General features: G+C 71.8%; 22 protein-coding genes and 2 pseudogenes. 8 read left to right on the top strand and 16 right to left on the bottom strand.

Going from position 1 to position 25457, the window contains the following annotated elements; genetic code table 11:
* The first annotated feature begins 208 nt into the window (after positions 1-208).
* Entirely contained in the window at positions 209-2518 is a 2310-nt protein-coding gene (locus EKD16_RS18610; protein WP_131099592.1) for a polyribonucleotide nucleotidyltransferase, read from the top strand.
* Positions 2519-2653: 135 nt separating this feature from the next.
* Positions 2654-3988, top strand: a complete 1335-nt coding sequence (locus EKD16_RS18605) for a M16 family metallopeptidase (protein ID WP_131099590.1) — start codon at positions 2654-2656, stop codon at positions 3986-3988.
* 99 nt (positions 3989-4087) lie between these two features.
* Here the strand turns inward: EKD16_RS18605 and EKD16_RS18600 are convergent, their stop codons facing one another.
* From EKD16_RS18600 to EKD16_RS18565, 8 genes and pseudogenes are all read right to left on the bottom strand, one after another.
* Positions 4088-4561, bottom strand: coding sequence for an Hsp20/alpha crystallin family protein (locus EKD16_RS18600; protein WP_131099588.1), 474 nt, complete (start codon positions 4559-4561; stop codon positions 4088-4090).
* Positions 4562-4583: 22 nt separating this feature from the next.
* The gene (locus EKD16_RS18595) at positions 4584-6242 is read right to left on the bottom strand and encodes a BCCT family transporter (protein ID WP_394347348.1); all 1659 of its coding nucleotides are present in this window, start codon (positions 6240-6242) and stop codon (positions 4584-4586) included.
* An 866-nt stretch (positions 6243-7108) separates the two neighbouring features.
* Positions 7109-7587, bottom strand: a pseudogene (locus EKD16_RS18590) (nucleoside deaminase).
* 93 nt (positions 7588-7680) lie between these two features.
* Positions 7681-7893, bottom strand: a complete 213-nt coding sequence (locus EKD16_RS18585) for a hypothetical protein (protein WP_131099584.1) — start codon at positions 7891-7893, stop codon at positions 7681-7683.
* Positions 7894-8137: 244 nt separating this feature from the next.
* On the bottom strand, positions 8138-8518 hold the full coding sequence (locus EKD16_RS18580) for a VOC family protein (RefSeq protein ID WP_131099582.1): 381 nt from the start codon (positions 8516-8518) through the stop codon (positions 8138-8140).
* Positions 8519-8557: 39 nt separating this feature from the next.
* Positions 8558-8935 carry a VOC family protein gene (locus EKD16_RS18575; protein WP_131099580.1) on the bottom strand — a complete coding sequence of 126 codons (378 nt, stop codon included), beginning with the start codon at positions 8933-8935 and terminating at the stop codon, positions 8558-8560.
* 150 nt (positions 8936-9085) lie between these two features.
* The gene (locus EKD16_RS18570) at positions 9086-10702 is read right to left on the bottom strand and encodes an MFS transporter (RefSeq protein WP_131099578.1); all 1617 of its coding nucleotides are present in this window, start codon (positions 10700-10702) and stop codon (positions 9086-9088) included.
* Between the two features lie 604 nt (positions 10703-11306).
* Positions 11307-11765 (bottom strand): excalibur calcium-binding domain-containing protein, encoded by a 459-nt coding sequence (locus EKD16_RS18565; RefSeq protein ID WP_131099577.1) that lies wholly within the window; start codon positions 11763-11765, stop codon positions 11307-11309.
* Positions 11766-12100: 335 nt separating this feature from the next.
* Between EKD16_RS18565 and EKD16_RS18560 the strand changes: the two genes are divergently transcribed.
* The gene (locus EKD16_RS18560) at positions 12101-13339 is read left to right on the top strand and encodes an MFS transporter (RefSeq protein WP_131099574.1); all 1239 of its coding nucleotides are present in this window, start codon (positions 12101-12103) and stop codon (positions 13337-13339) included.
* A gap of 112 nt (positions 13340-13451) precedes the next feature.
* Positions 13452-13811: an ArsR/SmtB family transcription factor gene (locus EKD16_RS18555; RefSeq protein WP_131099572.1), complete on the top strand. Its 360-nt coding sequence runs from the start codon at positions 13452-13454 to the stop codon at positions 13809-13811.
* Positions 13812-13844: 33 nt separating this feature from the next.
* Here the strand turns inward: EKD16_RS18555 and EKD16_RS18550 are convergent, their stop codons facing one another.
* From EKD16_RS18550 to EKD16_RS18535, 4 genes are all read right to left on the bottom strand, one after another.
* On the bottom strand, positions 13845-14825 hold the full coding sequence (locus EKD16_RS18550) for a hypothetical protein (RefSeq protein WP_131099571.1): 981 nt from the start codon (positions 14823-14825) through the stop codon (positions 13845-13847).
* A gap of 438 nt (positions 14826-15263) precedes the next feature.
* Positions 15264-15875, bottom strand: coding sequence for a sigma-70 family RNA polymerase sigma factor (locus EKD16_RS18545; protein ID WP_131099568.1), 612 nt, complete (start codon positions 15873-15875; stop codon positions 15264-15266).
* Positions 15876-16413: 538 nt separating this feature from the next.
* Positions 16414-17049 carry a hypothetical protein gene (locus EKD16_RS18540; RefSeq protein WP_131099566.1) on the bottom strand — a complete coding sequence of 212 codons (636 nt, stop codon included), beginning with the start codon at positions 17047-17049 and terminating at the stop codon, positions 16414-16416.
* 372 nt (positions 17050-17421) lie between these two features.
* On the bottom strand, positions 17422-17847 hold the full coding sequence (locus EKD16_RS18535) for a PPOX class F420-dependent oxidoreductase (RefSeq protein ID WP_131099564.1): 426 nt from the start codon (positions 17845-17847) through the stop codon (positions 17422-17424).
* 156 nt (positions 17848-18003) lie between these two features.
* Between EKD16_RS18535 and EKD16_RS18530 the strand changes: the two genes are divergently transcribed.
* The 4 genes and pseudogenes from EKD16_RS18530 to EKD16_RS18515 form a co-directional block, all read left to right on the top strand.
* The gene (locus tag EKD16_RS18530) at positions 18004-18840 is read left to right on the top strand and encodes an SAM-dependent methyltransferase (RefSeq protein WP_131099562.1); all 837 of its coding nucleotides are present in this window, start codon (positions 18004-18006) and stop codon (positions 18838-18840) included.
* An 86-nt stretch (positions 18841-18926) separates the two neighbouring features.
* The gene (locus EKD16_RS18525) at positions 18927-19262 is read left to right on the top strand and encodes a hypothetical protein (RefSeq protein ID WP_131099560.1); all 336 of its coding nucleotides are present in this window, start codon (positions 18927-18929) and stop codon (positions 19260-19262) included.
* Positions 19263-19510: 248 nt separating this feature from the next.
* The gene (locus EKD16_RS18520; RefSeq protein WP_131099558.1) at positions 19511-20713 is read left to right on the top strand and encodes a cytochrome P450 family protein; all 1203 of its coding nucleotides are present in this window, start codon (positions 19511-19513) and stop codon (positions 20711-20713) included.
* Between the two features lie 81 nt (positions 20714-20794).
* A pseudogene (locus EKD16_RS18515) lies at positions 20795-20914 on the top strand (zinc-binding dehydrogenase); the annotation flags it as partial.
* An 85-nt stretch (positions 20915-20999) separates the two neighbouring features.
* Here the strand turns inward: EKD16_RS18515 and EKD16_RS18510 are convergent.
* From EKD16_RS18510 to EKD16_RS18495, 4 genes are all read right to left on the bottom strand, one after another.
* Complete coding sequence (locus EKD16_RS18510; protein WP_131099556.1) at positions 21000-21521, bottom strand: DUF4352 domain-containing protein; 522 nt, start codon at positions 21519-21521, stop codon at positions 21000-21002.
* 592 nt (positions 21522-22113) lie between these two features.
* Positions 22114-23067, bottom strand: a complete 954-nt coding sequence (locus EKD16_RS18505) for a PfkB family carbohydrate kinase (RefSeq protein WP_131099554.1) — start codon at positions 23065-23067, stop codon at positions 22114-22116.
* Positions 23064-24299 carry an AGE family epimerase/isomerase gene (locus EKD16_RS18500; protein WP_131099552.1) on the bottom strand — a complete coding sequence of 412 codons (1236 nt, stop codon included), beginning with the start codon at positions 24297-24299 and terminating at the stop codon, positions 23064-23066. Before EKD16_RS18500 ends, EKD16_RS18505 begins: the two co-directional genes overlap by 4 nt.
* 70 nt (positions 24300-24369) lie before the next feature.
* Complete coding sequence (locus EKD16_RS18495) at positions 24370-25410, bottom strand: LacI family DNA-binding transcriptional regulator (protein WP_131099550.1); 1041 nt, start codon at positions 25408-25410, stop codon at positions 24370-24372.
* Positions 25411-25457: the final 47 nt, after the last annotated feature.

The following is a 25457-nucleotide window of genomic DNA, read 5'->3' as shown; positions in this document are numbered from 1 at the left end:
CGTCGGGGCCGGTCCTCGGTAGTGGTCTGCGGCCCGCCCGCACGGGCGAGCCGCAGGCTTCGATCGATGGCCGGCCGTTGGCGGTCCTGTTGCGCCGGCATGCACCGCACTGCCTGCGCCGCCGGGCATCCGCGACTCTCGACGACTCCTCCGGGGCTACGGGCGCGGGGAACCGAATACCCGTAACCCTGCTTAGAGGAGGACGCCCATGGAGGGCGCGTATTCCGCCGAAGCCGTGATCGACAACGGCACATTCGGCACCCGGACCATCCGATTCGAGTCCGGTCGGCTTGCCCAGCAGGCCGCAGGCTCCGCCGTCGCCTACCTCGACGACGAGACCATGGTGCTCTCGGCCACCTCCGCGTCGAAGCGGCCGAAGGAGACCCTGGACTTCTTCCCGCTGACGGTGGACGTCGAGGAGCGCATGTACGCCGCGGGCCGCATCCCCGGCTCGTTCTTCCGCCGCGAGGGGCGCCCCTCCGAGGACGCCATCCTCACCTGCCGGCTGATCGACCGCCCGCTGCGGCCGTCGTTCAAGCACGGTCTGCGCAACGAGATCCAGATCGTCGAGACGATCATGGCGCTCCACCCGGAGCACCTCTACGACGTGGTCGCCATCAACGCCGCGTCGATGTCCACCCAGCTCGCCGGGCTGCCGTTCTCCGGCCCCATCGGCGGTGTGCGCGTGGCGCTGATCCGCGGCCAGTGGGTGGCTTTCCCGACCCACACCGAGCTGCAGGAGGCCACCTTCGACATGGTGGTGGCCGGCCGCGTCCTCGACGACGGCGACGTCGCCATCATGATGGTCGAGGCCGAGTCCACCGTGCAGACGCTGCAGCTGGTCTCCGACGGTGCCGTGGGCCCGACCGAGCAGACCGTCGCCGAGGGGCTCGAAGCCGCCAAGCCGTTCATCAAGGTGCTGTGCCGGGCCCAGCGGGCGCTGGCGGACCAGGCCGCCAAGGAGACCGCCGAGTTCCCGATCTTCCTCGACTACGAGGACGACGTCTACGGCGCCGTGGAGACCGCGGTCCGCGAGCAGCTCGCCGAGGCGCTGACCATCGCCGAGAAGCAGGACCGCGAGGACGAGCTCGACCGCGTCAAGGCGCTCGCCGCCGAGAAGCTGGGCGAGGACTTCGAGGGCCGTGAGAAGGAGATCGGCGCCGCGTTCCGCTCGCTGACCAAGCAGCTCATGCGGGAGCGGGTACTGCGGGACGAGATCCGCATCGACGGCCGCGGGCCCAAGGACATCCGCCAGCTCGGCGCCGAGGTCGGCGTGCTGCCGCGAGTGCACGGCTCGGCCCTGTTCGAGCGCGGCGAGACCCAGATCCTGGGTGTGACGACGCTGAACATGCTGCGCATGGAGCAGATGGTCGACACGCTGAACCCGGAGCGCACCAAGCGCTACATGCACAACTACAACTTCCCGCCCTACTCCACCGGCGAGACCGGCCGGGTGGGATCGCCTAAGCGCCGCGAGATCGGCCACGGCGCGCTGGCCGAGCGGGCCCTGTTGCCGGTGCTGCCTTCGCGTGAGGAGTTCCCCTACGCGATCCGCCAGGTGTCGGAGGCCATCGGCTCCAACGGCTCGACCTCCATGGGGTCGGTGTGCGCCTCGACCATGTCGCTGATGCAGGCCGGCGTGCCGCTGAAGGAGATGGTCTCGGGCATCGCCATGGGCCTCGTCAGCGCGGGAGAACAGTACGTCACGCTGACCGACATCCTCGGTGCCGAGGACGCCTTCGGCGACATGGACTTCAAGGTCGCCGGCACCCGCGAGCTGATCACCGCGCTGCAGCTGGACACCAAGCTCGACGGCATCCCCGCCTCGCAGCTGGCCCAGGCGCTGCAGCAGGCGCGCGGCGCGCGGCTGGCCATCCTGGACGTCATGCAGGAGGCCATTACGCGTCCGGCCGACATGAGCCCGTACGCTCCGCGCATCCTCACCGTCAAGGTCCCGGTCGACAAGATCGGCGAGGTCATCGGCCCCAAGGGCAAGATGATCAACTCGATCCAGGACGACACCGGCGCCGACATCACCATCGAGGACGACGGCACGATCTACATCGGCGCCACCGACGGCCCCTCGGCGGAGGCGGCGCGCGACACGATCAACAGCATCGCAAACCCGACCATGCCGGAGGTCGGCGACCGCTACCTGGGCACGGTCGTCAAGACCACCGCCTTCGGCGCGTTCGTCTCGCTGCTGCCGGGCAAGGACGGTCTGCTGCACATCTCGCAGATCCGCAAACTGCACGGGGGCAACCGGATCGAGAACCTGGAGGACGTCGTCAGCATCGGCGAGAAGATCCAGGTCGAGATCCGCGAGATCGACGACCGCGGCAAGCTCTCGCTGGTGCCCGTCGACGTCGTCGAAGCCGAGGCCGGTGCCGACGGCGACGGCGGCGAGACCGCCTCCGGCGAGGAGAACGGCGAGTCCGCCGAATCCGGCTCGGGCGAGGGAGGCGGCGGCGAGCGTCGCCGGCGCCGCACCCGCACCGCCCGCGGTGAGAACACCTGATAGCGGCATAGCATCGGTGGGGCGGTCGCACCCTTGGGGGGTGCGGCCGCCCCGCGTCGTTTCGGGCCGTTGCACAGGCGCAGCGGGCCGAAACGGGATACGGCCACGCCACCCGAGGAAGGCGAGACTGCGAGTATGAGCTCTGTTCCGATCGCCGCCGAGCAGGAGCCCGGCAGTACCATCACTCTGCTGGAACCCGGCGACGGTTCCGGACTGGTGCGGCGCACGGTGCTGCCCGGCGGACTGCGTGTGGTGACCGAGGCGATGCCCGGCGTCCGGTCGGCGGCCTTCGGGATCTCGGCCACCACCGGTTCGCGCGACGAGGACCGCGCGCACGCGGGATCGGCGCACTTCCTGGAGCACCTGCTGTTCAAGGGCACCCGCAAGCGCGACGCGATGGAGATCTCGGCGCTGCTCGACAGCGTGGGCGCCGACCACAACGCTTACACCACCAAGGAGCACACCTGCTACTACGCCAAGGTTCTGGACCGGGACCTGCCGCTGGCGGTCGACGTGGTGGGCGACATGGTGGCCGGCTCGGTGCTGGATGCGGGCGAGGTCGAGACCGAGCGCGGGGTGATCCTCGAAGAGATCGCGATGAACGAGGACGAGCCCGCAGACCTCATCGACGACGTCTTCGCCGAGCACGTCTACGCCGACTCCGCCCTGGGATGGCCGATCCTGGGCACCGAGGACACCATCGGCGGGCTGGGGCGGGACCGCATCTTCGAGCAGTACCGCGCCGCCTACGTCCCCGGCGAGCTGATCGTCGCCGCGGCCGGCAACCTGGACCACGAAGCGGTCGTCGAGCAGGTGCGCTCGGTCTTCGCCGAGCAGTCGGCCGCCGCGGGCGACGCCCGGCCCGCCCGGCCGCGCATCGGCGGACCGCCGGTGACGGCCCACAGCGGCACGCGCCTCGTCGGCCGCGAGACCGAGCAGGCGCACCTGATCCTGGGCCGCGAGGGGCTGCCGCGCACCGACGAACGCTGGTACGCCCTGCGGGTGCTGGGCTCGGCGCTGGGCGGCGGGATGTCCTCGCGGCTGTTCCAGGAGGTTCGCGAGAAGCGCGGGCTGGCCTATGCGGTGCAGGCGTTCCACAGCTCCTTCGCCGAAACCGGCGCCTTCCAGGTCTACGCGGGTTGCCTGCCCGACAAGATCGACGAGGTGCTGGGCGTGTGCCGCGAGGAGCTGGCCAAGGCCGCCGCCTCCGGCATCACGGACGAAGAGTTGGAGCGGGCCAAGGGCCAGATCAAGGGGTCGTGGGTGCTGGGCAGCGAGGGCAGCAACGCCCGGATGGGGCGGCTGACGATCCACGAGCTGGGCTACCCGCGGCACTTCTCGCTGGACGACGACCTCGCCCTGTTCGACGCCGTGACCTCCGAGGAGGTGGCCGAGGTGGCCGCGGAGATCCTGGGCCGCCCGGAGATGCTGGCCGTGATCGGCCCCTACGACGAGGGTCGCGTCCTCTGAACCGTTCCCGGATGGCGCTTGCCTCGCGGTGCGCGCACGAAAGGCGCCCGGCCCAACGACCGGCCGGGCGCCTTCGCTTCGGATGGGGCGGGTCCGCCGTCAGCGGCCCTTCTTCTTGCTGTTCACCTCGATGCGGCGCGGCCCCTCGGCGTCGGCCGCACCGGCCACGCGGATCGTGAGCAGGCCGTCGTCGAATTCGGCGGAGATGTCGTCGTCGTCCGTGCCCTCCGGCAGCGTGATCTCCCGCCGGAAGTTGCCCAGGAAACGCTCCGAGGCGTAGTAGATGGCGTCCGTGTCATCGCGCTTGCGTTCGCCTGCGACGGTGAGGTACCCGTGCGAGAACGAGACCTCGACGTCTTCGTTGTACACGCCCGCCAGCTCACACCGGATGAAGAGGTCCTCGCCGCGGGCGAAGATGTCGGTAGGTGGGCTCCAGGCGTCGGCGAACCCGCGCGGCGTCGTCGGTGCGGAACCGGTCTCCAGGTTGGACATGGTGTCGGAGATGCGGTTCATCTCGCTCATCATGTCCAAGACGCCGCGGAAGGGGTTCGTCCTTCTCTTCTTAGTGGCCATGCTCGTCATTCCTCACTGAATCTCAAGCGCCGCTTTCGCTGCTGTCCGGGGACGAGCCCGATCCCGTGGATGTGGAACCGGCTGAGGATCCGGACTTGGCCGTAGGCTTGTCCATGTCTCCGGGAGGACCGACGTTCACCTTGCTCTCGCCTCCTCCTCGGGCCGGGGGCGTAGTCCCCGGGACCGTTACCCGAACGTCCTCGCTTCGCAACGCCTTCAGGATGCCGAAGCAGATGACGATGAGGACGATGGCGAAGGGCAGGCCGGTGATCAGTGACGCCGATCGCAGTGCGGTCAGCGGGTCGGCATCGCCTGTGGCCATGCCGGCGCCCGCCGCCACCAGCACGATGGTCACCAGGCCCTCGGTGACGGCCCAGAAGAACCGCTGGAGCTTGATCGGGTGCGGATCGCCGCCGTTGGTCAGCATGTCGATGACAAGCGAGCCCGAGTCGGACGAGGTGGCGAAGAACAGTACGACCACGACGATCGTCAGGACCGACAGCAGCGTGGCCAGGATTCCGGGCATCGGCAGCTGGTCCAGCAGTTCGTACAGTGCCAGATCGGCAGAAACTTCGGAGATGTTGGCGTTGCGCACGTTGTCGTAGTACAGCGCGGTGCCGCCGAAGACGCTGAACCAGACGACGGAGGCGCCGACGGGGGCGAACAGCGTGCCGGTGATGAACTGGCGGATCGTGCGCCCGTAGGAGATGCGCGCGATGAACATGCCGACGAACGGCGACCAGGCGATCCACCAGCCCCAGTAGAACAGCGTCCATGCCTGCTGGAACTCGTAGCCGTTCGGGTCGGTCTGCGGGTTGGCGACGTAGAGGCTTGTCTCCGGCAGGTGCTGCACGTAGTAGCCCAGGAAGTCGGCCATGCCCGTGAGGATGTACAGCCGAGGACCGAACAGGAAGACCGCGAGCATCAGAGCGGCGGCCAGCCAGAGGTTGATGACCGAGAGGCGGCGGATGCCCTTGTCGATGCCGAGCATCACACTCAGCACCGCGACGCTGGTGATCGCGGCGACGATGAGGGCCTGCATCCACCATACGTTGGGCACGCCGAAGAGCGAGGTCAGGCCGGCGTTGACCTGCTGGGAGCCCAGGCCGAGCGAGGTGGCCAGGCCGAACAGGGTGCCGAACACGGCCAGGATGTCGACCAGGTTGCCGACCCAGCCGTAGATGCGGTTGCCGATCAGCGGGTACAGCGCCGAGGCAGGCCGCATGGGCAGGCCCTTGCGGAAGCAGAAATAGCCGAGCGCGAGCCCGAGCACGATGTAGATGGCCCACGGGTGCACGCCCCAGTGGAACAACGTGTAGTTCATCGCCATGTAGGCGGACTCGGAGGTGTTGGCCGCGATCTCCTCGGGGTTCGGGCCGCCGCTGGCGTTGTAGCCGGCCGGCTCGCTGACCCCGTAGAACACCAGACCGATACCCATGCCGGCGGTGAACAGCATGGCGAACCAGGCGGTCGTCCCGAACTCCGGCCGTGAGGAGTCAGGGCCGAGGCGGATGTTGCCGAAGCGGCTGAACATCAGCCAGAGGACGAACACCAGGAAGAATGTCGCCGCTATAATGTAGAACCACCCGAAATAGGTGGTGATCCACGTCAGCATGGTGTCGGCGACTGTGGCGAGCCCGCCGGTGAACAAAGCACCCAAAATCAGGAACACGAGGATGATCGCGCCCGAGATGAAGAAGACCGGCGGGTTCGTGTGTTCTTGTATGTAGGACCTGAATCGAGAGATGACAACTCCTTCCCGAGGTCCGGACCGGAAGTCCCGGGGCAGGTTCCGTCGTTGAGACGCCTTCGCTGTGCAGGGTCCGGCCCTCTCCTCCTGACCCCTGAAGGTTCCTGCACGGGACTGCTGATGGTGCCGGAGTTAAATTCCGTTGCGCTATTCGCAGTCCTCGACCGGAAACTCTACGGCCAAACGGTGCATACCACACTTATGCGCGCCGAATGGTTATAGGATATTGACCCGGGCGCTGTCGTGCCGGGACAATGAGCAACTCGGTTGGTGCGGGATGACGTTAGCGCAGCAGCCGTCGCGTGCCGCGGTTACGACACGGAGTCGAAATCGCGAGATGCGTCATCGGTTCTTCGCTTTTCCAACGCTCCTCTCCCATCGTCTCCGGTCGGCGGTCTCCGGCTCGCGCTGCCGCGGCCGGCGCGGGCGGCGAGTGGCCGCCGGGGCGCCATGATAGGGCCGTTGCGGGCGTGGCCCGTGTGCCCCAGGGGTGCCGCCGCGGACCGGCGGAGTCTGCCGGACGCACCCCCTATGCAAAGGATTTCCCCGCGCAGCTGGTACGCGAAGATCACACCTGTGCGCTCCGTACCCCGTACTTATCGGTTCATGTCGGATGTGATGCGATATTCATCGCAGGGCAGTCGCGTCGTAGCCGGGGAAGCGCGGTGCCGGAGCGGAGCCGCGGGAGGCGCGCGGCGGCATGGGTGTCGCAAGGCCCGCAGTGCGGGCGTTACCGGCGCTACCGGGTATCGGGCGGCCTATGCATCAGCAAGCCGGTTTCATGTGGCCGTATACGGTCAAAACCACCGGTGATAGCGGCGCTGCAGCTCCCGGATCTGAGCGGCGAGCCCGGGAACGGGCCCCTCCACGACGACATCCGGCGCGACCTCGCCGATCGGAAGGGGCGCACCGGCGGCGGGGACGCGCCGAAGTCGGCGAGCCAGCCGCTCAACTGCTCGGAGGAACTGGCGTAGACGATGCGGCCCAGGCCGCCCCATCCGTGGGCGGCGGCGCACATCGGGCAGTGCTCGCCGGAGGTGTAGACGGTCGCGGCCGCGCGCTCCGCGGGCGTGAGGCGCTCCGCGGCCCAGCGGGCGAGGGTGAACTCGGGATGGCGGGTGCGGTCGCCGCCGGCGACCCTGTTGCGGTCCTCGCTCAGCACGGTCCCGTCAGCCGCCACCAGCACGGATCCGAACGGCTCGTCGCCGGCCTCCAGCGCCTCGGTGGCCAGCTCGATGCAGCGGTGCAGGTAGCGCAGTTCGGCGTCGTCGACCACAGCGGCCCTTCGGATCGTGGTGAGGCGGACGGATTCCTACCGGGGTCCCGCGCGGCCGCTCCGGTCGGCCGCTGCGGGCATGCCGCCGACCGCCTACCAATCGGGCAGTTCCCGGCGGATGAGCTCGTTCCACAACTCGTCGACCCGCCGCGCGTCCAGCTCGGCGACGGGCCCCGACCGCGGGGCACCGCCACCGGACGCGGCGCTGAGCGCATCGGCGGGGAGGATGGGGCATAACCATGCCCCGCCCATGAGCAGCCGGTGCACCGCGGAGCGGAGCGAGGCCAGCGTCAGCGTGGGCAGCATGCCCGCCTCCTTACCCGTTGGACGCGCGCCGAAGCGCGGCGCCCGGTACACGCACACCCCGAATATGAGCACGCGGCCGCCCTGAGGGCAACCGCCCAGGTATGCGAGCCGCAGAGGTCGTCTCCCGATTCCGCGCTGGTAGGAGGGCGCCCGAGCGCCCTGCTCCCCGAGGCGGCCTCGGGGAGCAGGGGCGGGCCGAGCGCGGTGGGGGCTCGGCCTTCGGCGCGGTTCGCTCGGAGCGGGCTCAGTCCTGCACGAGCCCCAGAACGTTGCCCGCGGGGTCGGTGAACCACGCGTTGCGCGGACTGCCGGTGGTGATCCCCTTCGCGTCCTGTTCGAACGAGCCGTAGCGCAGGAACTCCACGCCGCGTGCCGCGAGCTGGTCGACGGCCTTCTCGATGTCGTCGACGGGGAAGTGCATCACCGTGTAAGTCGCCGGTGTGAAGTCGGGTTCGGGATAGACCATCGCGCCCGTCCCGCCGCCCGTCTCCAGGGCGAGGAGCCCGTACTCCTCCATCCCCGCTACCTTCGCGACGGGGATGCCGAGGGTGCGACTGTAGAACTCCTCCGCCGCGGCCGGGTCGTCGACTGCGAAACTGCTGAACGCCTTTCCAGGATCGAGCATGTCGGTTCTCCTTGCGCTTTCAGTTCCCTCGCGGACGTCCTACATCGATTGCCTGGCCTCTTCGCTGAGCTGGATGAGCTGCACGTAGTTGCCGTCTGGGTCGATCGCGGTGCCGAAGAGGCTGCCGTCGCGGTCCTCGATCGGAGAGAGCCACCGACTGCCCGCCTCGTCGATTCGCTTGCCGACGGCGCGGGCGTCGTCGACGTCGACGTTGATGATCACCCGTCCCGGGTCGGGATTGGCCGCGGCGATGTCGTCGCGGCTGTCGATCAACAGGTGGAAGGAGCCGAGCTTGAGGATTCGGTACTGGTCCATGCGGGTGTCCTGCTGCGGTTCGAACACCGTGGAGTACCAGTCGTGCAGCCGCTCGGGGTCGCGGCTGGCCAGCAGCATGGCGTTGATCTCGGTGGTGGGCATCGGGCCGGTCCCTTCGTCGAGGTGTGTTCTCTCCTGGGGGTAGACCCGCGCCGGCGGGCGGACTCATCGCCCGTGGACGGGATTTCTCGGCGCGTTCGGGCCGGGCGGGGCCGCGGCCCTCGGCGCGGTCAGGCCTGGCGCCTTTGCGGGTCATCCTTCGGCGGCGACCGGTTCGAGCCGGGTGTCGTCATCGGCGCCGCCCGCCGCGGCGCGACCGCCGGTGGCTCCGGTATCGGCGGGTGTGCGGCGGGTGCGCAACAGCAGGATCGCCGCGGCACCGAAGAGCCCCAGTACGACCGCGCCCGCGATCGCCGAGGCGTTCAGCGCTTGGGTGAACGCCTCCCGCCCGGGCGCGAGCAGCTGGGCCGCGGTCTCGGCGGGCAGTTCCGCGGCCGCGGCGGCGGCAGCCGGGAGGCTGTCGCGGGATGCGGCGGCGGCCTCGGCCGGTACCCCCTCGGGCACGGTGACCCGGCTGCGGTAGACAGCGGTGCTCAGACTGCCCAGGAGCGCCACCCCCATGGCGATACCGAACTCCCCGCTGGTCTCCGACATCGACGCGGCCGAGCCCGCCTTCTCCGGTGGGGCCGAGCCCACCACCACATCGGTCACCAGGGCCGAGCCCGGCCCGAGCCCCAGGGAGGCGACGGCCAGCGCGACGACCACGAGTGCCGTTCCGTCGGCGGGGGAGACCAGGGTCAGCAGCAGCATGCCCACCGCCGCCAGCACCATGCCGCCGCCGATCACGTTGGCCTGGCCCAGGCGGCGGGCGGCCCATGGGCCCAGCATCGTGCCCGCGATCATCACCGCCGCCGACGGCACCAGCCGCAGCCCGGCCTGCAGCGGCGACAGGCCCCCGACCAACTGCAGGTACTGCGACAGCAGCAGGAACATGCCGCCCATCGCCACCGCGCCCAGCATCATCACGCCCAGTCCGCCCGAGAAGCCGCGGTCGGCGAACAGCCGCAGATCCAGCAGCGGGTCTGTCATGTGCAGCTGGCGGCGCACGAAGACCGCCCCGACCGCGGCGCCCGCCGCGATCGCCGTGAAGGCCGTCGCGCCGGGACCGTGAGCGGCGATCTCCTTGAGGCCGTAGATGACGGGCAGGATGGCCGCGAGCGAGAGCGCGACGCTGAACAGGTCCAGCCGCCCGGCGCCGGGATCGCGGCGCTCGGGCAGCAGCAGCGGCGCGGTGGCCAGCAGCAGCACCATGACGGGCACGCCCAGCAGGAACACCGAGCCCCACCAGAACCACTCCAGCAGCAGGCCGCCGACCACCGGGCCGACAGCGGTGCCGCCCATGAAGCAGCTGGCCCACAGCGCGATCGCGGTCGCGCGCTGGCGGGAGTCCTGGAACATGTTGCTGATCAGTGCCAGTGTCGAGGGCATCAGCGTCGCACCGGCCACGCCCAGCACCGTCCGCGTGGCGATCAGCATCGCCGGGGTCGTGGAGTAGGCCGCGGCGACCGACGCGGCACCGAACGCGGCGGCCCCGATGAGCAGCAGCCGCCGCCGCCCGATGCGGTCCCCGAGGGTGCCCATGGTGATTAGGAACCCGGCGATCATGAAGCCGTACACGTCCATGATCCACAGCAGTTCGCTGCTACTTGGCTGCAGGTCCGCCGCCAGGTGCGGCAGCGCCAGGTGCAGGACGCTCATGTCCAGCGAAAGCAGCAGCGTCGGCAGTGCGAGCACCGCCAGCCCCAGCCACTCCCGGCGCCCGGCCCGAGACGGCGAACCGGACGCTCCGGTCGGCGCGGTGGTGTCCATGTCGGTCCTCCTGTGGTTGCGCGAGCCTCTATTGATCGCACTGGAGACTGAGGGGCGGCGGGAAACTCATCGCCGAAATCGGCGCTGATCGCGTAGCGCGCGCTGGTGAGCGTCGCAGCACTGCCGGAGCCAACCGACGGCACGCCGCGCTGTCTCCCGCGCCACGCCGTAGTCGGCGACACCGGGTCGGCCGTGGCCGGCGTGGTCGAGATGGGAACCGTAGCTGGACCCTCCCCGGTGACAGGCGGGCCTGGTCTGGCTCAAGCCAAACAAGTGCGCATATACGCACATGTTTGCTACGTTGTGTGGACGGTCGCCGGCTCGTCTCCGCCCTCGGTTGCGCGGGCGACGGTCCCAACGCGGGTGCGTCGCAGGCCGGTGCCTGCTGGGTGGCCGCAAACGCGCAGCCGGACACGCTGGACGCGGATGCGGATGGTTCGGATGACGCGGCCTCTCGGAGGCCCTCCGCGAACGGGCGCGGTCTGCGTCGGACGCGGCGTTCGATGCCCTCGACGCCTGGCTCAAGTCGGGCGGGCCGCTCCACTCCCCGTGGCAAAGGCCTGAGTGAGGCGTAGCCCTGGGCTCGCGGCGGCCGGCGGGTCGGTCACTCGCATCCGACTCCGTCGCCGTCGCGGTCGAGATGGGGGCCGTAACCGGGTTCTCCCCGGTAGACGGGTGCGCCGCCCTTGGCGCGGGCGTCGGTGCAGTTCTCGTAGTAGACGTCGGGCGCCGGCTCAGGCTCGGGTTCCGGCGCGGGTGGCGCCGGGGGAGCGGCGGGTGCGCCGCCGCCGCCACCACCACCACCGCCGTTGTCGTCGTTGTCGTCGGCAGGGGGCTCGGCGGTCTCCGTCACGGTTTCCGTTGCTGTCACTCTCGGCGTCGCCGTCTCGGTGGTCGTTGCGACGGCCGTGACGGTCGCGGTCACGGTGGGCCGCGGGCCATCGGGGGCGTCGCCGGCTGCGCTGATCGCGGCGGAGCAGGCGCCCACCACCAGCACGAAGAAGACCAGGGCGCCGCAGCCTGCGGTTACGGCGATGGCGGTCCGGTTGTTGCTATCGGTCATGGAGCTCTCCTCGATCTGGGGCTACCAGAACTATTCCGCCGCGAGTCGGCAAGTGACGGTTTCACTTGTATTGGCCTGCTACGGCCACGGTGTGAACCGCGGCAGGGTCGGAGGCGACGCCACGCTGATAAGCACCCAAAGTGATGTTCGCAGCCCGTTCCGTACCCGGGAAGTCGGTTCGCGGGCCTGGGGCGGCGCTCGCCCGCGGGGCGGGTTTCCAACTCCTGCCTCCAAGTCGCTACGAGTGCGCATAAAACATAGGTGCGCATATACGCACATGTTTGCTACGTTGGCGCCATCGACCGATCGGCGGAATCCGATGGGGAGGATGCGCCATGCTGGGGCTGCTGGTGCGCCCGGGTGCCTACCGGCGGCTGTTCGCCGCGCAGGTCGCCGCCCTGGCCGGTACCGGACTGGCCACCGTCGCGCTGGGACTGCTGGCCTACCGTTTGGCGGGCGACGACGCCTCGCGGGTCATGGCCACCGCGCTGACGATCAAGATGGTCGCCTACGTCGTGGCCGGACCGCTGCTCACGGGGCTCACCCTGCGGCTGCCGCGCCGCGCCGTCCTCGTCGGGTCGGATGCGGTGCGCGCCTCGGCGGTGGCCGTGCTGCCCTGGGTCGACCAGGTCTGGCAGGTGTATGCGCTGGTGGCGCTGCTGCAGACGGCGTCGGCCGCGTTCACCCCCGCGTTCCAGGCGCTCATCCCCGAGATCGTCGAGGACGCCGACTACACCGCGGCACTCGCCCTGTCGCGGCTGGCCTACGACTTGGAGGCGGTGGCCTCACCGGTGCTCGCGGCCGGGCTGCTGCTGCTCGTGCCCTTCAGCGGGCTGTTCGCGTTCACCGCGGTCGGATTCGCCGGGTCGGCGCTGGTGGTGGTGCGCACGCGGCTGCCGGGGGAGACGGGCCGCGGCTCGCCGTCCCGGTTGGAGGGGGCCGTCGCGGGCGTTCGTGCTTTCTCCGTGCTGCCGCCGCTGCGGGCGCTGGCGGCGCTCAATCTGGCGGTCGCGGCGCCGACCGCGCTGGTGCTGGTGAACACGGTCGTCTACGTCCGCGGGCCGCTCGGCGGGACGGACACCGGTGTCGCGCTCGCGCTCGCGTGTTTCGGCGCGGGCTCGATGGCCGTGGCCCTCGCCTTGCCCAAGCTGGCGATGTCCTCCGGGGCGCGGCCGGTCATGCTCGCCGGACCACTGGTGATCGCGGTCTCCGCGGCGGCGCTCGCCGCGGCGTGGTCGGCGGCGCCGACACCCGCGGTGCTCGCTTTCGCTTGGGCGGCGCTGGGAGCCGGCTGCTCGCTGGTGGCCACCCTCACGGGCCGCCTGCTGCGCGACACCGTGGGGCGCACCGGCCTGCCGCCCTTGTTCGCCGCCCAGTTCTCCCTCTCCCACGCCTGCTTCCTGGCGACCTACCCGCTCGCCGGCTGGGCGGGGGCCGCCCTCCCACCGGAAGCGGCCTTCGCCGGGACGGCGGTGATCGCCGGGCTGGCCGGCGGCGCGGCCGTCCTCCTCTGGCGCACGTCCCACGAGCGCGCACCGGAGCCGGCCCGGACCGCGGCGGCGTCTGGGCCCTGACCGGAGAACCGGCGGCGCGGGTCCTCCGGATCGCGCTCCGCTGAGCCGGGTGGGCGGCCGGGTCAAGGAAACATGTCGCCTGGGCCGCGCGGTTCGGACCTAAACTGCCCACATGGAGACGCAGGAGACCGCGACCGGACCGAGCCTGACGCACGAGACCCCGCCCGAAGCGGAGCGCCTGGCTGTGGCCGCCGACGTCTTCCGGCTCCTCTCCGATCCCACGCGGCTGCACCTGCTGTGGGTCCTCGGCCACCGCGAGGCCGACGTCACCGAGCTCACCGAGGCGTGCGCCGCCTCACGCACCGCCGTGTCGCAGCATCTGGCCAAGCTCCGCCTGGCGGGCCTCGTGGAGTCGCGCAAGCAGTCGCGGCGCGCCATCTACCGGCTGCGCGACGGCCACCTGCGCCGCCTCGTGCTGGAGGCGGTCAACCACGCCGATCACGTCGTCACCGGCGAGCCGCCGCACCACTGAACGAGCCGCCTCGGTGCGGCGGGTGCCTCATCTTCACTCGGCGTCGCGCGCCGCCTTCACCGCCCGGTACATCACGCCGCCAGCCTCCTTGCCGACCTGCCGTGCTCCGGCGCGCACACTCCGGCCGAGCTTGCGGGGAGCCGAGTCGCGCTCGGCGCTGCGGCGCGCGCCCGCGATCACTCCGCCGACGACCTTCCGGGCCGCGGTGGGCCGGTCCGGGCGCCGCTGACTCGCCGAGCGGGCCGGTTCGGGTTCGGAAGCGTGCTCCTCCGCAGGGTCGGCCAGGGCTTCCTCTTCCGCGTGTTCGGCCGGCGCGTCGCGGGCCAGAGGTCGCGAGGGTGCCTCGGCGGCCGACTCGGGCTCGGCCGACTGCTCATTGGGCTCCGCGTGCTCGCTCGGCACCGGTTGCTCCGTGCTCTCTGCCGGGCCTTGTTCGTCACCGTCGGCCGCCGTGGGCCGGGCGCCGTCCTCGGTGGAGTGCTCCGCGGAGTCGCTCTCAGCGGCGCGGACTTCTCCGGTCCCGCTGACTGCGCCGCCCGCCGCATCGGCGGCCTCGTTCGCCGCCGCCGCCAACGGCGTGTGCAGACTCCCGGCCAACTGAGGATTCTCCTCGATGGTCGCCAGCACCCGCTCGACCATCGCCGCCACGTGGTCGAGCCTGACCCGCAGATGCGCCTGGGCCTGAACGCCCTTCAAGTTGAGTGCGACCCGGCCGAGGTCGACGTCTGCCCCTACGTGCAGCTTGAGCAGGTCGGCCACCTCGGCGTTCAGCGAGACCCTCGCCCGCAGATCGTCGACGTCGAGGTCGAGTTCCTCCACCTGCAGGTCGGGGACCTCCAACAGCACATCCGGGTCCTCACCGTCCCGTGCCGCCCCGGCGGAGGGCGCCGGCCGGTTCGGCGCATACCGTCGGCCGCTCGCCCGCAGCTGCTGCGCAGGCTCGTCGGGACCCTCGCGCCGCGCCAGCGGCATGCTGCGATCGCTGCGACCCTGTGCACGTCCGCCTTCACCCATGTCTCGCCTCTCCTCGTCCCCCATCAGCTCGTCTGCGCCGGAAACAACCTCAGCCGCCGGTTCGATACCGGCCTGCAGACCGCTGAAGCGCGGTTTTGTCAGGTCCGAACCGCGGTATGGCGCGCTGATGGCACGCGCCCGCCGGCCCGCCGCTCAGCCTCCGCGACACGCCCCGGCACCGGTGGGCCCTTGGAGGTGCGGCGATGGGGCCGGCTCGCGACACGGGCGCCTGCCCTGCCGCCGCGACACGGTGGGCCCGGTGCGTAGCGGCGCGGACCTGGCGATGGCGAGGCTTGGGTTGGAGGCCGCCGGGTGCCTTGCCGCGGCCTTCGGTGCGGCGGCTCCGCCGTGTTTTGCGGGGATGGGTGGCCGTCCGGCAGCCTCCCTTGACCGGTGGCCGCCGGACGGCAGCCGGAGCACAGCCCGGTGTTGCGCGGCTCATGCCGTCCGGGTGGTCCGACCTGCTCCTGCCACCGATTCCGCCGGCTCCGCCGGCTCCGCCGGCGCGGCCGGGTCCTCGGCCAGCCGCAGCGCATCGGCGAGGTCGCTGCGCGCCCGCGCCACGCGGGAACGCACCGTACCCACGGGGACGCCGGTCATCTCGGCGGCCTCGGTGTAGGCGAAGCCCTCGATCCGTGTAAGCACGAAGGCCGTGCGGCGCGGCTCGGGCAGGCTCGCGAGCAGGTTCAGTAACGCGACCTCCTCCTCGAAGCGGCCGTGTGCGGCGCCGGTGCGGGTCTGTGCCCTCTCGCAGTCGTCGACGCTCACCGTGGCCGGACGCGACGCCGCGGCGCGGTAGCGGTCCGCTACCGTGTGCCGGGCGATGGTGAGCAGCCATGACCGGGCCGAGGACCGCGCGGCGAAGCGCGGCAGCCCCCTTAGCGCCCGGATCAGGGTCTCCTGGGTCAACTCCTCGACCCAGCCCGGCTCGGCCATCGAGGCGATGAAGCGGGTGACGTCGCTGCGTAGTTCGCCGACGAGCCGATCCGCAGCACCGGGGGCGCCCGCGCCGGCGGCAAGCGCCAGCCGCGTCAGGTCAGCGTCTTGCATGGCGCGCCACCCCCGTCCGCGGGCGGACAGCGGTGGGCGAATCCAGTGCGTCCGGGCGGGCACTGCCGGGCGGGTGATGGGCGTGGGCTTCCGGCGAGTGCAGTCGGCCGGGCGCGGCGGTGCGACCGGGTGGGCGGACCACGAACCGGTCCACCGTGTCCTGGGCTTCTTCACCGGGCGGCAGCGCCGACCGGCGGACAGGCCCCGCCTGCAGGCTGTGGCGCAGTACGCGGACCTGGCCGCGGACCGCGCCGCGCAACCGACCCGGACGAGGGATCGGGACGGCGGGCGGCGCGGCGGCCGCGCCGGGGGTGAGCGCAGCGCGGGAACGCGCGTGATGCATGGTCTTCCTCCGCAGTCGAAGACCGCCGCGTGCCCGTGGGCGGGCCGCGGGCGGCGCGCCCGGTCGCGGGTGCCGAACGGGCGCGGGGGACGGGCGGTGTGGCGCCCGCACCGCAACGGACCCGGGGCCGCCCGAGCCGGTGGCCTGCAGTGCCGCAGGCCGGTGCGCCGGCGAACGCGGAAACGCGTCCGCGGCTCAGGCGGCTGCCGGGCGCGGCGGCGCACGCAGCACTACGGTGTGCCGCAGCGTCACCGGAGCCGCGCGCCGCGGCTCATCGACGGGCGCGGCCGCCGAGCAGCGGCCGCGGGCGGGCGGTGCCGCGGGGGCGGCGATCACCAGCAGCCCGGAAAGCAGCACACGCAGCGTGCGGGCGAGCGCGAACGCCGCGGATTCGCCGCGGCGCAGCCACCAGGCGCTCGCCAGCGCCGCCGCGATGTGCGACAGCACCATGCCGGCGCCGCCGTCGGCGAGTGCGCCCGCCCCGACCGCGTCGACAGGACCGGCGGGAGTGCCCGCCGGGGGCGGCGGAGGATGCCCATGGCCGCGAGCGCCCGTGCCGAGGGAATACTGGGCTGCGAAGAAGACCAGGTGCAGGGTCGCCTGGCCCCACAGCATCCATCCGCACAGGGCGACGAGCCCTTGCTCGCGGCGCGCGACGGGCCAGACCACCGCGAGGACGAGCAGGAATCCCGCTCCGACAGCGGGCGGAGAAGGGTCGTGCCGGGACATCATGCCGTGTCCGAGGGCCGACAGGCCGACACATACCGCGGCGAATATCAATGCACGCGGCAAAACCGTCCTGGCGGCGTCGGAGGGTGACAACTCGGACACAGCGCCTATTCTCGCATCCGATCCGCGTCCACGGGAGGACCGCACAGGGCGGCCGCGCTTCGGCAGTGATCCGGCGGCGGAGCGCCGCGGTGCGCCGCAGGGGAGGCGAACACCGACCCGCACAGCGCTGAAGTGACATTGCGGTGGGCAACCTGTCGGATGTGACCACTCAGGCGCACCGTCGAGCGGGGTGTGCAGGCAGGGTCCGGCGCCGGAATGCGATGTGGCGTCGACCCCGGGCTGCGAGGAGAACAGGCGGAACGGCCGCCGCTGCTGTTCCGGCGACCGGCGACTGCCGGGAGGCGCAGCTGGAAACCGCGCCGTCGGCGTAGTTTCCTGCGCGATGCCCGGTGAGGGGCGGATCCGCTCAGTTCACTCGACCATGTCGAAGCCCGCGATCAACTTCGTCGGCCGCAGGCGTACCACCATTTCGCCCGGTACGCCGTTGCGGCGGCCGAACTCCTCGGCGCGGTCCTCGCCCATGTAGCGGTCGGCGATGGCCGTCGCGGTGCGCAGGAGTTCGTCGGGATCCTCCGAGACCTCCGCCACGCCTTGGAGCTGCACGAACCCGTACGGCGGCGACTCGATGTCCACCACCATCGCCAACCGCGGGTCGCGCGCGATGGCCCGGCCCTTGGCGGTCTGCACTCCCGTGTTGAAGACGACCTCGTCGCCCTCGACGACGAACCACACGGGTGCGGCCAGCGGGCGGCCGTCGGACGCGGTGTAGGCGAGCTTCCCGGTGCGCGTTCCCTCCTGCAGGAGGCCGCGGACGCGGGGATCGGTGATGGAAGCCACGCGGTCACCTTAGCGCCCGGGGCGGTCCGCGGGCGGCGGCCGCGGACGGGCGTGTCGGCGCCTTCCGGGCCCGAAGCGGCCACCCGGCGCTGCAGACTCCGACGCACGGGAATGGCACCATTACGGGACGATCCGCGCGGAAACGGAGACCCCCCGATGAACGATTCCTCCCCCTCATGGATGCAGGCCCGGGAGAACGACCGAGCGGCGCCCGCCGGTATCGACACGAGCCGTGCCCACCCCGCGCGCATCTACGACTACTGGCTGGGCGGTAAGGACAACTTCGCCTCGGACCGCGCGGTCGGCGACCAGATCGTCGCGGCCATGCCGCAGATCGTCGACGGTGCCCGCGCCAACAGGGCCTTCCTCCAGCGCGCCGTCACCTACCTCGCCCGCGAGGCCGGAGTCCGCCAGTTCCTCGACATCGGTACGGGAATCCCCACCGCCGGTAACACGCACACCGTCGCGCAGGAGATCGCACCCGAGAGCCGCGTCGTATACGTCGACAACGACCCCATCGTGCTCACCCACGCCCGCGCGCTGCTCGTCGGCGCCTCCGAAGGCGCCACCGCCTACGTCGAGTCCGACCTGCGCGATCCCGAGGCGATCGTGCGCGGCGCCGCCGAGACGCTGGATACCGAGCAGCCGACCGCGATCATGCTGCTGGGCATCCTGGAGTTCGTCACCGACGACGCCGAAGTGGCCGATCTCCTCAAGCGCCTGCTCGACGCTTTCCCCAGCGGCAGCCACCTGGTGATCTCGCACTCCTCCAACGTCGTCGACCCCGAAGGCATGGACGAGGCCGCCCGGCTGTGGAACGAGGGCGGCTCCACGCCGCTCGTGCTGCGCACCCCCGACCAGCTGGCCGGGTTCTTCACCGGCCTGGAGCTGGTCGAACCCGGGATCGTCTCCTGCCCGCTATGGCGGCCGGACGGGATCGCCGAGGGAATCCGGCCCGTCGACGGCTTCGCCGGCGTCGGAAGGCGCCCCTGACCCCGGAGACCCCGCCGCCCGCGGTCCCGCCGGGCGGCGGTGCCCGTCCCAGGGGTGCCCGTCCCGGTGGTGCGCAGACCGGCAAGGTGGGGGACAAGCGAAGAACCAACGCCTACACGGGTCGCCACCGCCGCCCGCCGGGTGCGCCGAAGGAGCCGCTGCGCCGGCCCGAACCGACACCCGAGCAGCGGCGCGAACAACGTGAGATCCGGTTCGCCGAGATCGGGCTGGGCGCGTCGTTCCTCCTCGGCGCCGTGGTCGCCTCCGTGGACGCCGAGACGGTGATGGGCGGCGAGCTGGCGTGGGGATTCCTGGGCGGTATGTGGGCGTGCACCCCCGCCATCGTGCGGACGATGCGCGAGACGCAGCGCAAACTGATCGAACGCCGGGAGCGCAAGAGCGCACTCCGACGGCGGGGCTGAGGGCGCACCGGGCCCGCGGCGGCGCTGCGCGCCCCTCCGCGCAGGCCGCCGACCGGTAGGCCGCCCGCGGCTGGCCGCATCCGGCCGCCGATCAGCCGCGCCAACCTCGTCACCAGCGCCCCCGCGCCCGGCGCGATCGGAGCGCGCGCATCCCGGTGCTCCGGCTGTTGCTTTTTGCGGCCGCTGATGGGAGACACCAGGCGAGACCCCTTCTTCCGCCGTACGCCGGCCCGACCTTCCGGAGCGCCATGGAACCCCCCGTCGTACGCCTCGAACCCGGACTCGACACCGACGCGACCGCCGCTCGCCTGACGGCCGCCGGGCCGCTGGTGCGCGTCGCCCTTCCCGGTGACCTGCACGTATGGGCGCTGACCCACTTCGACGCGCTCCGCGAGGCGCTGCGCGACCAGCCGCACGCCTTCCGGCGAGGCGCGCGCAACTGGCGTGCCCTCAACGACGGCGAGATCGGCCGCGACCACCCTGTCGTCGCCTTCCTCATCGGATCGGAGTCGATGCTGACCAGCGACGACCCCGACCATGCGCGTGAGCGCAAACTGGTACAGAGTGCCTTCACCCACCGCCGAGTGCAGCTGCTGCGCCCGCGGGTGGAACAGGTGACCGCCGAACTCCTCGACGCCGTCGAGCGTGCCGGGCGCGCGGGCCCCGTCGACCTCAAGGCCGAATTCGCGGTTCCGCTGCCCATCCGCATCATCTGCGATCTCCTCGGTATCGACGACGCCGACGTTCCCGCGATCGCCGACATCACCACCCGCGCGCTCTCCGGGCTGGACGCGACGGCCACCAGGGACGCGGACGCCTTCGCCGCCGGCATGGTCGAGGCCAAGCGCGCCCGCCCCGACGACAACCTCATCAGCGCGCTCATAGCCGCCCGGTACGAAGGCGACGCGCTGACCGACCGCGAACTCGTCGACAACATCATCCTGCTCTTCCTGGCCGGATTCGAGACCACCATGGGCACCCTCGCCAACGGCGTCCGGGCGCTGCTGGCCCATCCCGACCAGCTCCGCCTCGTGCGCAGTGGCGAGGTGACCTGGGAAGCGACCATCGAGGAGATCCTGCGCTGGGACAACTCGGTGGCCACGCTGCCCATGATCTACACGGCGCGCGACATCACCGTCGGCGGCGTGGAACTACCTGCGGGCGAACCGGTGCTGATGGCGTTCAAGGCCGCCAACCGCGACCCCGCCGTGTGGGCCGAGGCGAGCGCCTTCGACGTGACCCGTCCCAAGCGGGCCAACCTCGCCTTCGGCCACGGCGTCCACCGCTGCCTGGGCGAACCGCTCGCCCGCCTGGAGCTGAACGTCGCCCTCCCGGCCGTCTTCGAGCGGTTCCCCGACCTGGCGGCGGTCCCCGGAGGCGACGATTCGCCGGCGCCGACACTGATGATGAACCACCCGAAGACACTTCTCGTCGACACGGGAGGCCGGTAGCACATCACCATGTTCCGGTACGGCCGAAACCCGCCGCGGCGATCGTGCTGAACCTTCCCGAAAACGCCGCTGAATCCCGTCGCGGCGGCGGGACGGCTGCGCCCGGTCGTAGGCCAGACCTTCCCGCTGGCCGAGGCGGCCGACGCGCACCGTGCCATGGAGGGGCGCCGGGTGGTGGGCAAGACGCTGCTGCTGCCCTGATGACCCCGCGGGCCGGGCTCCGCGGGAAGGCGAAGCCCGGCGGGCCGCCGCTGGTCCGCCGGGCTCGGTGCTTGCCGGGCTCGGTTCAGGCCACCTCGGCCGTGGCCAGGTTCTCGCCCATCAGGTTGGAGAGGGTGATGGTCTGAGGCTCCGCGGTGCCGGGGAAGACCACGACACCGGTCTCGCTGTCACCAGGGGCCAGTTCCGGCGCATCGACTCGGTCCTGCTGTCCGGCGGACTCGACCACGTCGACTTCCACCGTCTCGCCGTTCGCGTTTTCGATGGAGAAGAACCCCGAAGTGATCGACGTCGGCGCCTCGCCCTTGTTGGTGACCGTGACCTGAACGGCCACGTAGTCGCCGCCGTTGGCCAGCGGAGAGGGCACGTACTCCACGGACTCGGCGACCATCTCGACCGGCTCGCTGAAGCTCGGCGCGTCGGCCGACTCCGTGGGATCCTCGGTCGCCTCCGCGGTCTCCCCGCTCTGCCCGCCGCCGACATCCTCGGCGGAGGCCGACGGCGCCGCCTCGGGAGCGGCGCTGCCGCCGCCCTCGGAGTCGTCGCCGCTGCTCGCCATGACCGCGATGATGATCACGATGCCCGCCACGAGGGCAAGCGCTCCGCCGCACCCGAAGCACCCCACCAGCCAGTAGTTGGGCTTCTTCCGGGGTGTCTGGGGAGGCGGCGGATACGGGGGCTGAGGATACTGAGAGTACACGGGGGTCCCTGTCGGTCGTTCTGTAGATGTGCCGCTTATGCGAATTTGGAGGGCCCGGAAAGCGTACTGCGGACCGGGAACGCTGGAGTGCCGAAACGGTCGGTCGGGGCACCGGTGACCCGGGCGCTGCCTGCGGCGTTCCGGCACGGGTATGACGGCCGCCCATCCTGTGCGGTTCCGTCCTGCCGACCCATCTGCGGCCACCGTCGGAGCGCTCTTCAAGGCGCGGCGCGCGGACCGGCCGCGGCCCGCCGCATCGCCCCGAATCGGCGCACACCACCGTGAACTGCAGTCGCCTCGACCTCCGACGACCTTTACAGCGGAGGCCGCGGCCGCTCGCGGGGTGTCGCCGACCGCGGGCGGCCGCGGCGAGGCGCACCGCGCCCGACATTGGTGCGAGGGCGGTCGCCGCGGGTGTCCTCTCCTCGGTTGTCCGTTCGTCGCCTGTCGGCCGCCTGGCCGCGGCGTCGGCCGATTCCGGTCAGCCGAACTCGGCGAGTTCGGCCGCCGTAGGCGGGTCGGCGCCCGGGCGGGTGCAGTTGACGGCGGCTGCGTTGGCGGCGGTCGCGAGCAGGGCGCGCATCTCCTCGGCGGCCTCGGGAACGCCGCCCTCGCCCGCGGCGCATCCGCTGACCAGCGCGGCCATGAACGTGTCCCCGGCGCCGATGGTGTCGTGCACCTGCACGAGCGGGCTGGTGACGTCCGCGCGCCCGGCGGCGCTGAGCGCGAACGCTCCCTCGCCGCCGCGGGTGACGACCACCGCCCGCGGGCCCAGCGCGAGCAGCCGTTGGGCCGCCTTCTCGGGTTCGGTGCCGGGATACAGTTCGGCGAGGTCGTCGTCGCTGGCCTTGACCAGGTGGCTCACGCGGCAGAAGTCCTCGACGCGGGCGCGCGCGTGGTCGGCGCCGGGCAGCGTCGCCATGCGCACGTTCGGGTCGAAGGTGACGATGCGCCGCCCCCGCTCGCGCTCGGCCAGCGCCAGCAGTTCGGCGTCGCCGGGCGGGCGCAGGGCCGCGATGGATCCCAGGTGCAGCACCCGCACCGAATCGGGCAGCGCAGCGGCCAGCTCGTCGCGTGTCCACCCCCAGTCGGGCGCGTCCTCCAGCCAGAAGTCGTAGCGGGCCGAGCCGTCGGCGGCCAGCGTTGCCAGAGCCAGGGCCGAGGAACCCAGCCCGCTCGGGCAGCGGCTCAGGTCGACCGACTCGGCGGTCATCCGGCCGCGCAGCCGTTCGGCGAAGACGTCGGCGCCGAATCGGGACAGCAGCATCGTCGGGGTGCCCAGCCGGGCGGTCGCCACGGCGATGTTCGCCGGTCCGCCGCCGGGAACAGGCCGCAGCGCACCGCCGTCCTCGGGCAGCAGGTCCAACACGTGCTCCCCGGCGATCGCCACCCGGGGCGCCCGCCGCGCCTGCGGTGCGGTCTCCTCGGTGCTCACGTGCCAGTGCTCCCCTCCGGTACGTCCCCCGGTCGCAGCACCTCGTACCCCGGAATCGGGGTGCCGGCGGCGAAAGCCAGGGCGGTGTAGGCGTGGTAGACGTCGGGCCGGCCGCTCCACACGGTGGCGCTGGGGCGGTTGTCCGGACCGAGTTCGTGGCGCCAGTTCTCGGCGCCGTCGACGAAGCGGGCCCGCACATGGTTCCACCACGTGCGGGCGCGGTCGGCGTAGGCGGAGTCGCCGGTGCGGGTGTGCAGCGCGTGCGCCGCCGCGGCGGCCTCGGTCGCCACCCAGTGCATGCGCTCGCGGATCACCGGTTCATCGTCCCAGTCCAGTGTGTAGCAGAAGCCGTCGGCGCCGTCGCGCGCCCAGGCGGCCTCGACCGCGGTGGAGAAGAGCGCCTCGGCCGCGGTCAGCAGCCACGCGGGGGGCTCCTCCAGGGCGGCCTCGACGTGCAGCAGCAGCCGCGCCCATTCCAGCGAGTGGCCGGGTGTCCAACCGTAGGGGCGGAACGGGTCGGCGGGGCGGTCGCGGTTGTAGTCCGGCAGCACCTCCCACTCGGCGGTGTAGTGCTCGGGCAGCCGGTAGCCGTGGGCGGCTGCCTGGCGCCGGATCAGGAAGTCGGCGATGCCCAGAGCCCGCAGCGCCCACACGTGGTCGCCGGTCGCGGCGCGGGTGGCCAGGAACGCCTCGACCATGTGCATGTTGCTGTTGGCGCCGCGATAGTCCTCGCCGCGGGTGAAGGCGCGGTCGAAGGACTCCACCGCGCGTCCCGGCTCGGCGTCCCAGAAGCGGTCGACGACGGTTGCCGTGGCCTCGGCGAGCAGGTCGGGGGCCGCGGGGACGCCGGCGCCGGACGCGGTGGCGGCGGCGAGGAGCACGAAGGCGTGCTGGTAGGCGGCCTTGTCCGTATCGGTCGGGGAGCCGTCGAAGGCCACCGTGGAGAACCAGCCGCCGTGTTCCGAGTCGTACAGCGAGGTGCGCAGCGCGCGTACGCCGTGCTCGGCCAGATCTGCGGCCGCGCCTGCGTGCTCGCGCGAGTGCAGCGCGGCGACATGGGTGGTGCGCGCGGTGATCCAGGTCTGCACGCCCTGTTCGGCGCGCGGGCGCCCGTCGTCGTCCAGCCAGGCGAAGCCGTGCTCCTGCCGGGAGCGTTCGGCCCAGTCGATCAGGCCGCTGCGCTGCTCCCGCGTCCAGTCGAGCGGGGCGGGTTCGTCGGCGGACCACTCCATGGCGACTCCTTAGGGTTGTCGGTTTCGCGGAACCGTGGTTGCGGCACCCGCATCCTCGTCGGCCGTATCGCTAGGCGCGGCCGAGTGTGCGCGGGGACGCGGGCGGCGCGCCCGTGCTGGCGCGGGGGACGAGTTCGGCGTCCGCGGCGCGCATGTCCGGGGGCGAATCTCCGGCCAGCACCTCGCGCAGCACGCGGGCGGCCTGCTCGCCGTAGCTCTTGACGTCGCGGCCGATGGCGGTCAGCGCCGGCCGTGTCATGCGGCACAGCGGCGAGTCGTCCCAGGCGACCACCGACAGGTCGGCGGGGACGGAGTAGCCCATCTCCTGGGCGACGCCCAGGCCGGAGACCGCCATCAGGTCGTTGTCGAACATCAGCGCGGTGGGGCGCGGATCCTCCGACAGCAGCCGCCTCGTCGCCTGCGCGCCGGCCTCGTCGGTGTAGTCGGCGTGCACGATCGAGTGCCCTTCCAGGCCGATGTCGGCCGCCGCCTCCTCGAAGGTGCGCGACCGCCGCGACGTGTGCAGTAGCTCCTGCGGCCCGGCGACGCGGCCGATGCGGCGGTGGCCCAGCTGTGCCAGATAGCGCAGCGCCATCGATATCGAGGAGCCGTCGTCGGACCACACGCACGGTTGGGCGGCGCCCGGCAGCGGTCCGCCGACCAGCACGGCGGGCAGACCGATCTCGGCGAGCGCGTCCGGCCGCCGGTCGCCGTCGAGCAGGTCGACGACGAGCACGCCGTCCACCCGCCGCCGTGCCTGCCAGTTGCGGTAGGTGCGGATCTCGTGGTCCTGGTCGGCAGCGACCTGCAGCAGCAGCGAGGTGGAGATCTCGGTGAGCGCGGTCTGCACCCCCGACATCAGCTCCATGAAGAACGGCTCCAGACCGAGCGTGCGCGCGGGCCGGTCGACGACGAGGCCGATGGCGTCCGCCCGCCCGTCGGACAGGGCGCGCGCGGCCGTGCTCGGCGCCCAGCCCAGCTCCTCGGCGATGGCCAGGACGCGCACCCGGGTCGCCTCCGAGACCCCGGGCTTGCCGTTGAGCGCGTAGGACACCGAGCCTTTGGACACTCCGGCTGCCTCGGCGATGTCGGCGATGGTGGGACGGCGCACGGTGTACTTCCTTTGCGTCTCGAATGAGCCGGCTGGACCGGGGCGGC

The sequence above is a fragment of the Streptomonospora litoralis genome, assembly GCF_004323735.1.
GTDB classification, from domain to species: Bacteria; Actinomycetota; Actinomycetes; order Streptosporangiales; family Streptosporangiaceae; genus Streptomonospora; species Streptomonospora litoralis.
This window is presented reverse-complemented; position numbering and strand designations above follow the sequence as displayed.

What these genes read in the sequence shown, in the direction of transcription:
- EKD16_RS18530 (WP_131099562.1), top strand. Translation starts at nt 18,004, where the DNA reads ATGAACGATTCCTCCCCCTCATGGATGCAGGCCCGGGAGAACGACCGA.
- EKD16_RS18575 (WP_131099580.1), bottom strand. Translation starts at nt 8,935, where the DNA reads ATGCCCACCACCGAGATCAACGCCATGCTGCTGGCCAGCCGCGACCCC.
- EKD16_RS18555 (WP_131099572.1), top strand. Translation starts at nt 13,452, where the DNA reads ATGGAGACGCAGGAGACCGCGACCGGACCGAGCCTGACGCACGAGACC.
- EKD16_RS18610 (WP_131099592.1), top strand. Translation starts at nt 209, where the DNA reads ATGGAGGGCGCGTATTCCGCCGAAGCCGTGATCGACAACGGCACATTC.
- EKD16_RS18580 (WP_131099582.1), bottom strand. Translation starts at nt 8,518, where the DNA reads ATGCTCGATCCTGGAAAGGCGTTCAGCAGTTTCGCAGTCGACGACCCG.
- EKD16_RS18550 (WP_131099571.1), bottom strand. Translation starts at nt 14,825, where the DNA reads ATGGGTGAAGGCGGACGTGCACAGGGTCGCAGCGATCGCAGCATGCCG.
- EKD16_RS18585 (WP_131099584.1), bottom strand. Translation starts at nt 7,893, where the DNA reads ATGCTGCCCACGCTGACGCTGGCCTCGCTCCGCTCCGCGGTGCACCGG.
- EKD16_RS18560 (WP_131099574.1), top strand. Translation starts at nt 12,101, where the DNA reads ATGCTGGGGCTGCTGGTGCGCCCGGGTGCCTACCGGCGGCTGTTCGCC.
- EKD16_RS18605 (WP_131099590.1), top strand. Translation starts at nt 2,654, where the DNA reads ATGAGCTCTGTTCCGATCGCCGCCGAGCAGGAGCCCGGCAGTACCATC.
- EKD16_RS18545 (WP_131099568.1), bottom strand. Translation starts at nt 15,875, where the DNA reads ATGCAAGACGCTGACCTGACGCGGCTGGCGCTTGCCGCCGGCGCGGGC.
- EKD16_RS18500 (WP_131099552.1), bottom strand. Translation starts at nt 24,299, where the DNA reads ATGGAGTGGTCCGCCGACGAACCCGCCCCGCTCGACTGGACGCGGGAG.
- EKD16_RS18570 (WP_131099578.1), bottom strand. Translation starts at nt 10,702, where the DNA reads ATGGACACCACCGCGCCGACCGGAGCGTCCGGTTCGCCGTCTCGGGCC.
- EKD16_RS18600 (WP_131099588.1), bottom strand. Translation starts at nt 4,561, where the DNA reads ATGGCCACTAAGAAGAGAAGGACGAACCCCTTCCGCGGCGTCTTGGAC.
- EKD16_RS18520 (WP_131099558.1), top strand. Translation starts at nt 19,511, where the DNA reads ATGGAACCCCCCGTCGTACGCCTCGAACCCGGACTCGACACCGACGCG.
- EKD16_RS18565 (WP_131099577.1), bottom strand. Translation starts at nt 11,765, where the DNA reads ATGACCGATAGCAACAACCGGACCGCCATCGCCGTAACCGCAGGCTGC.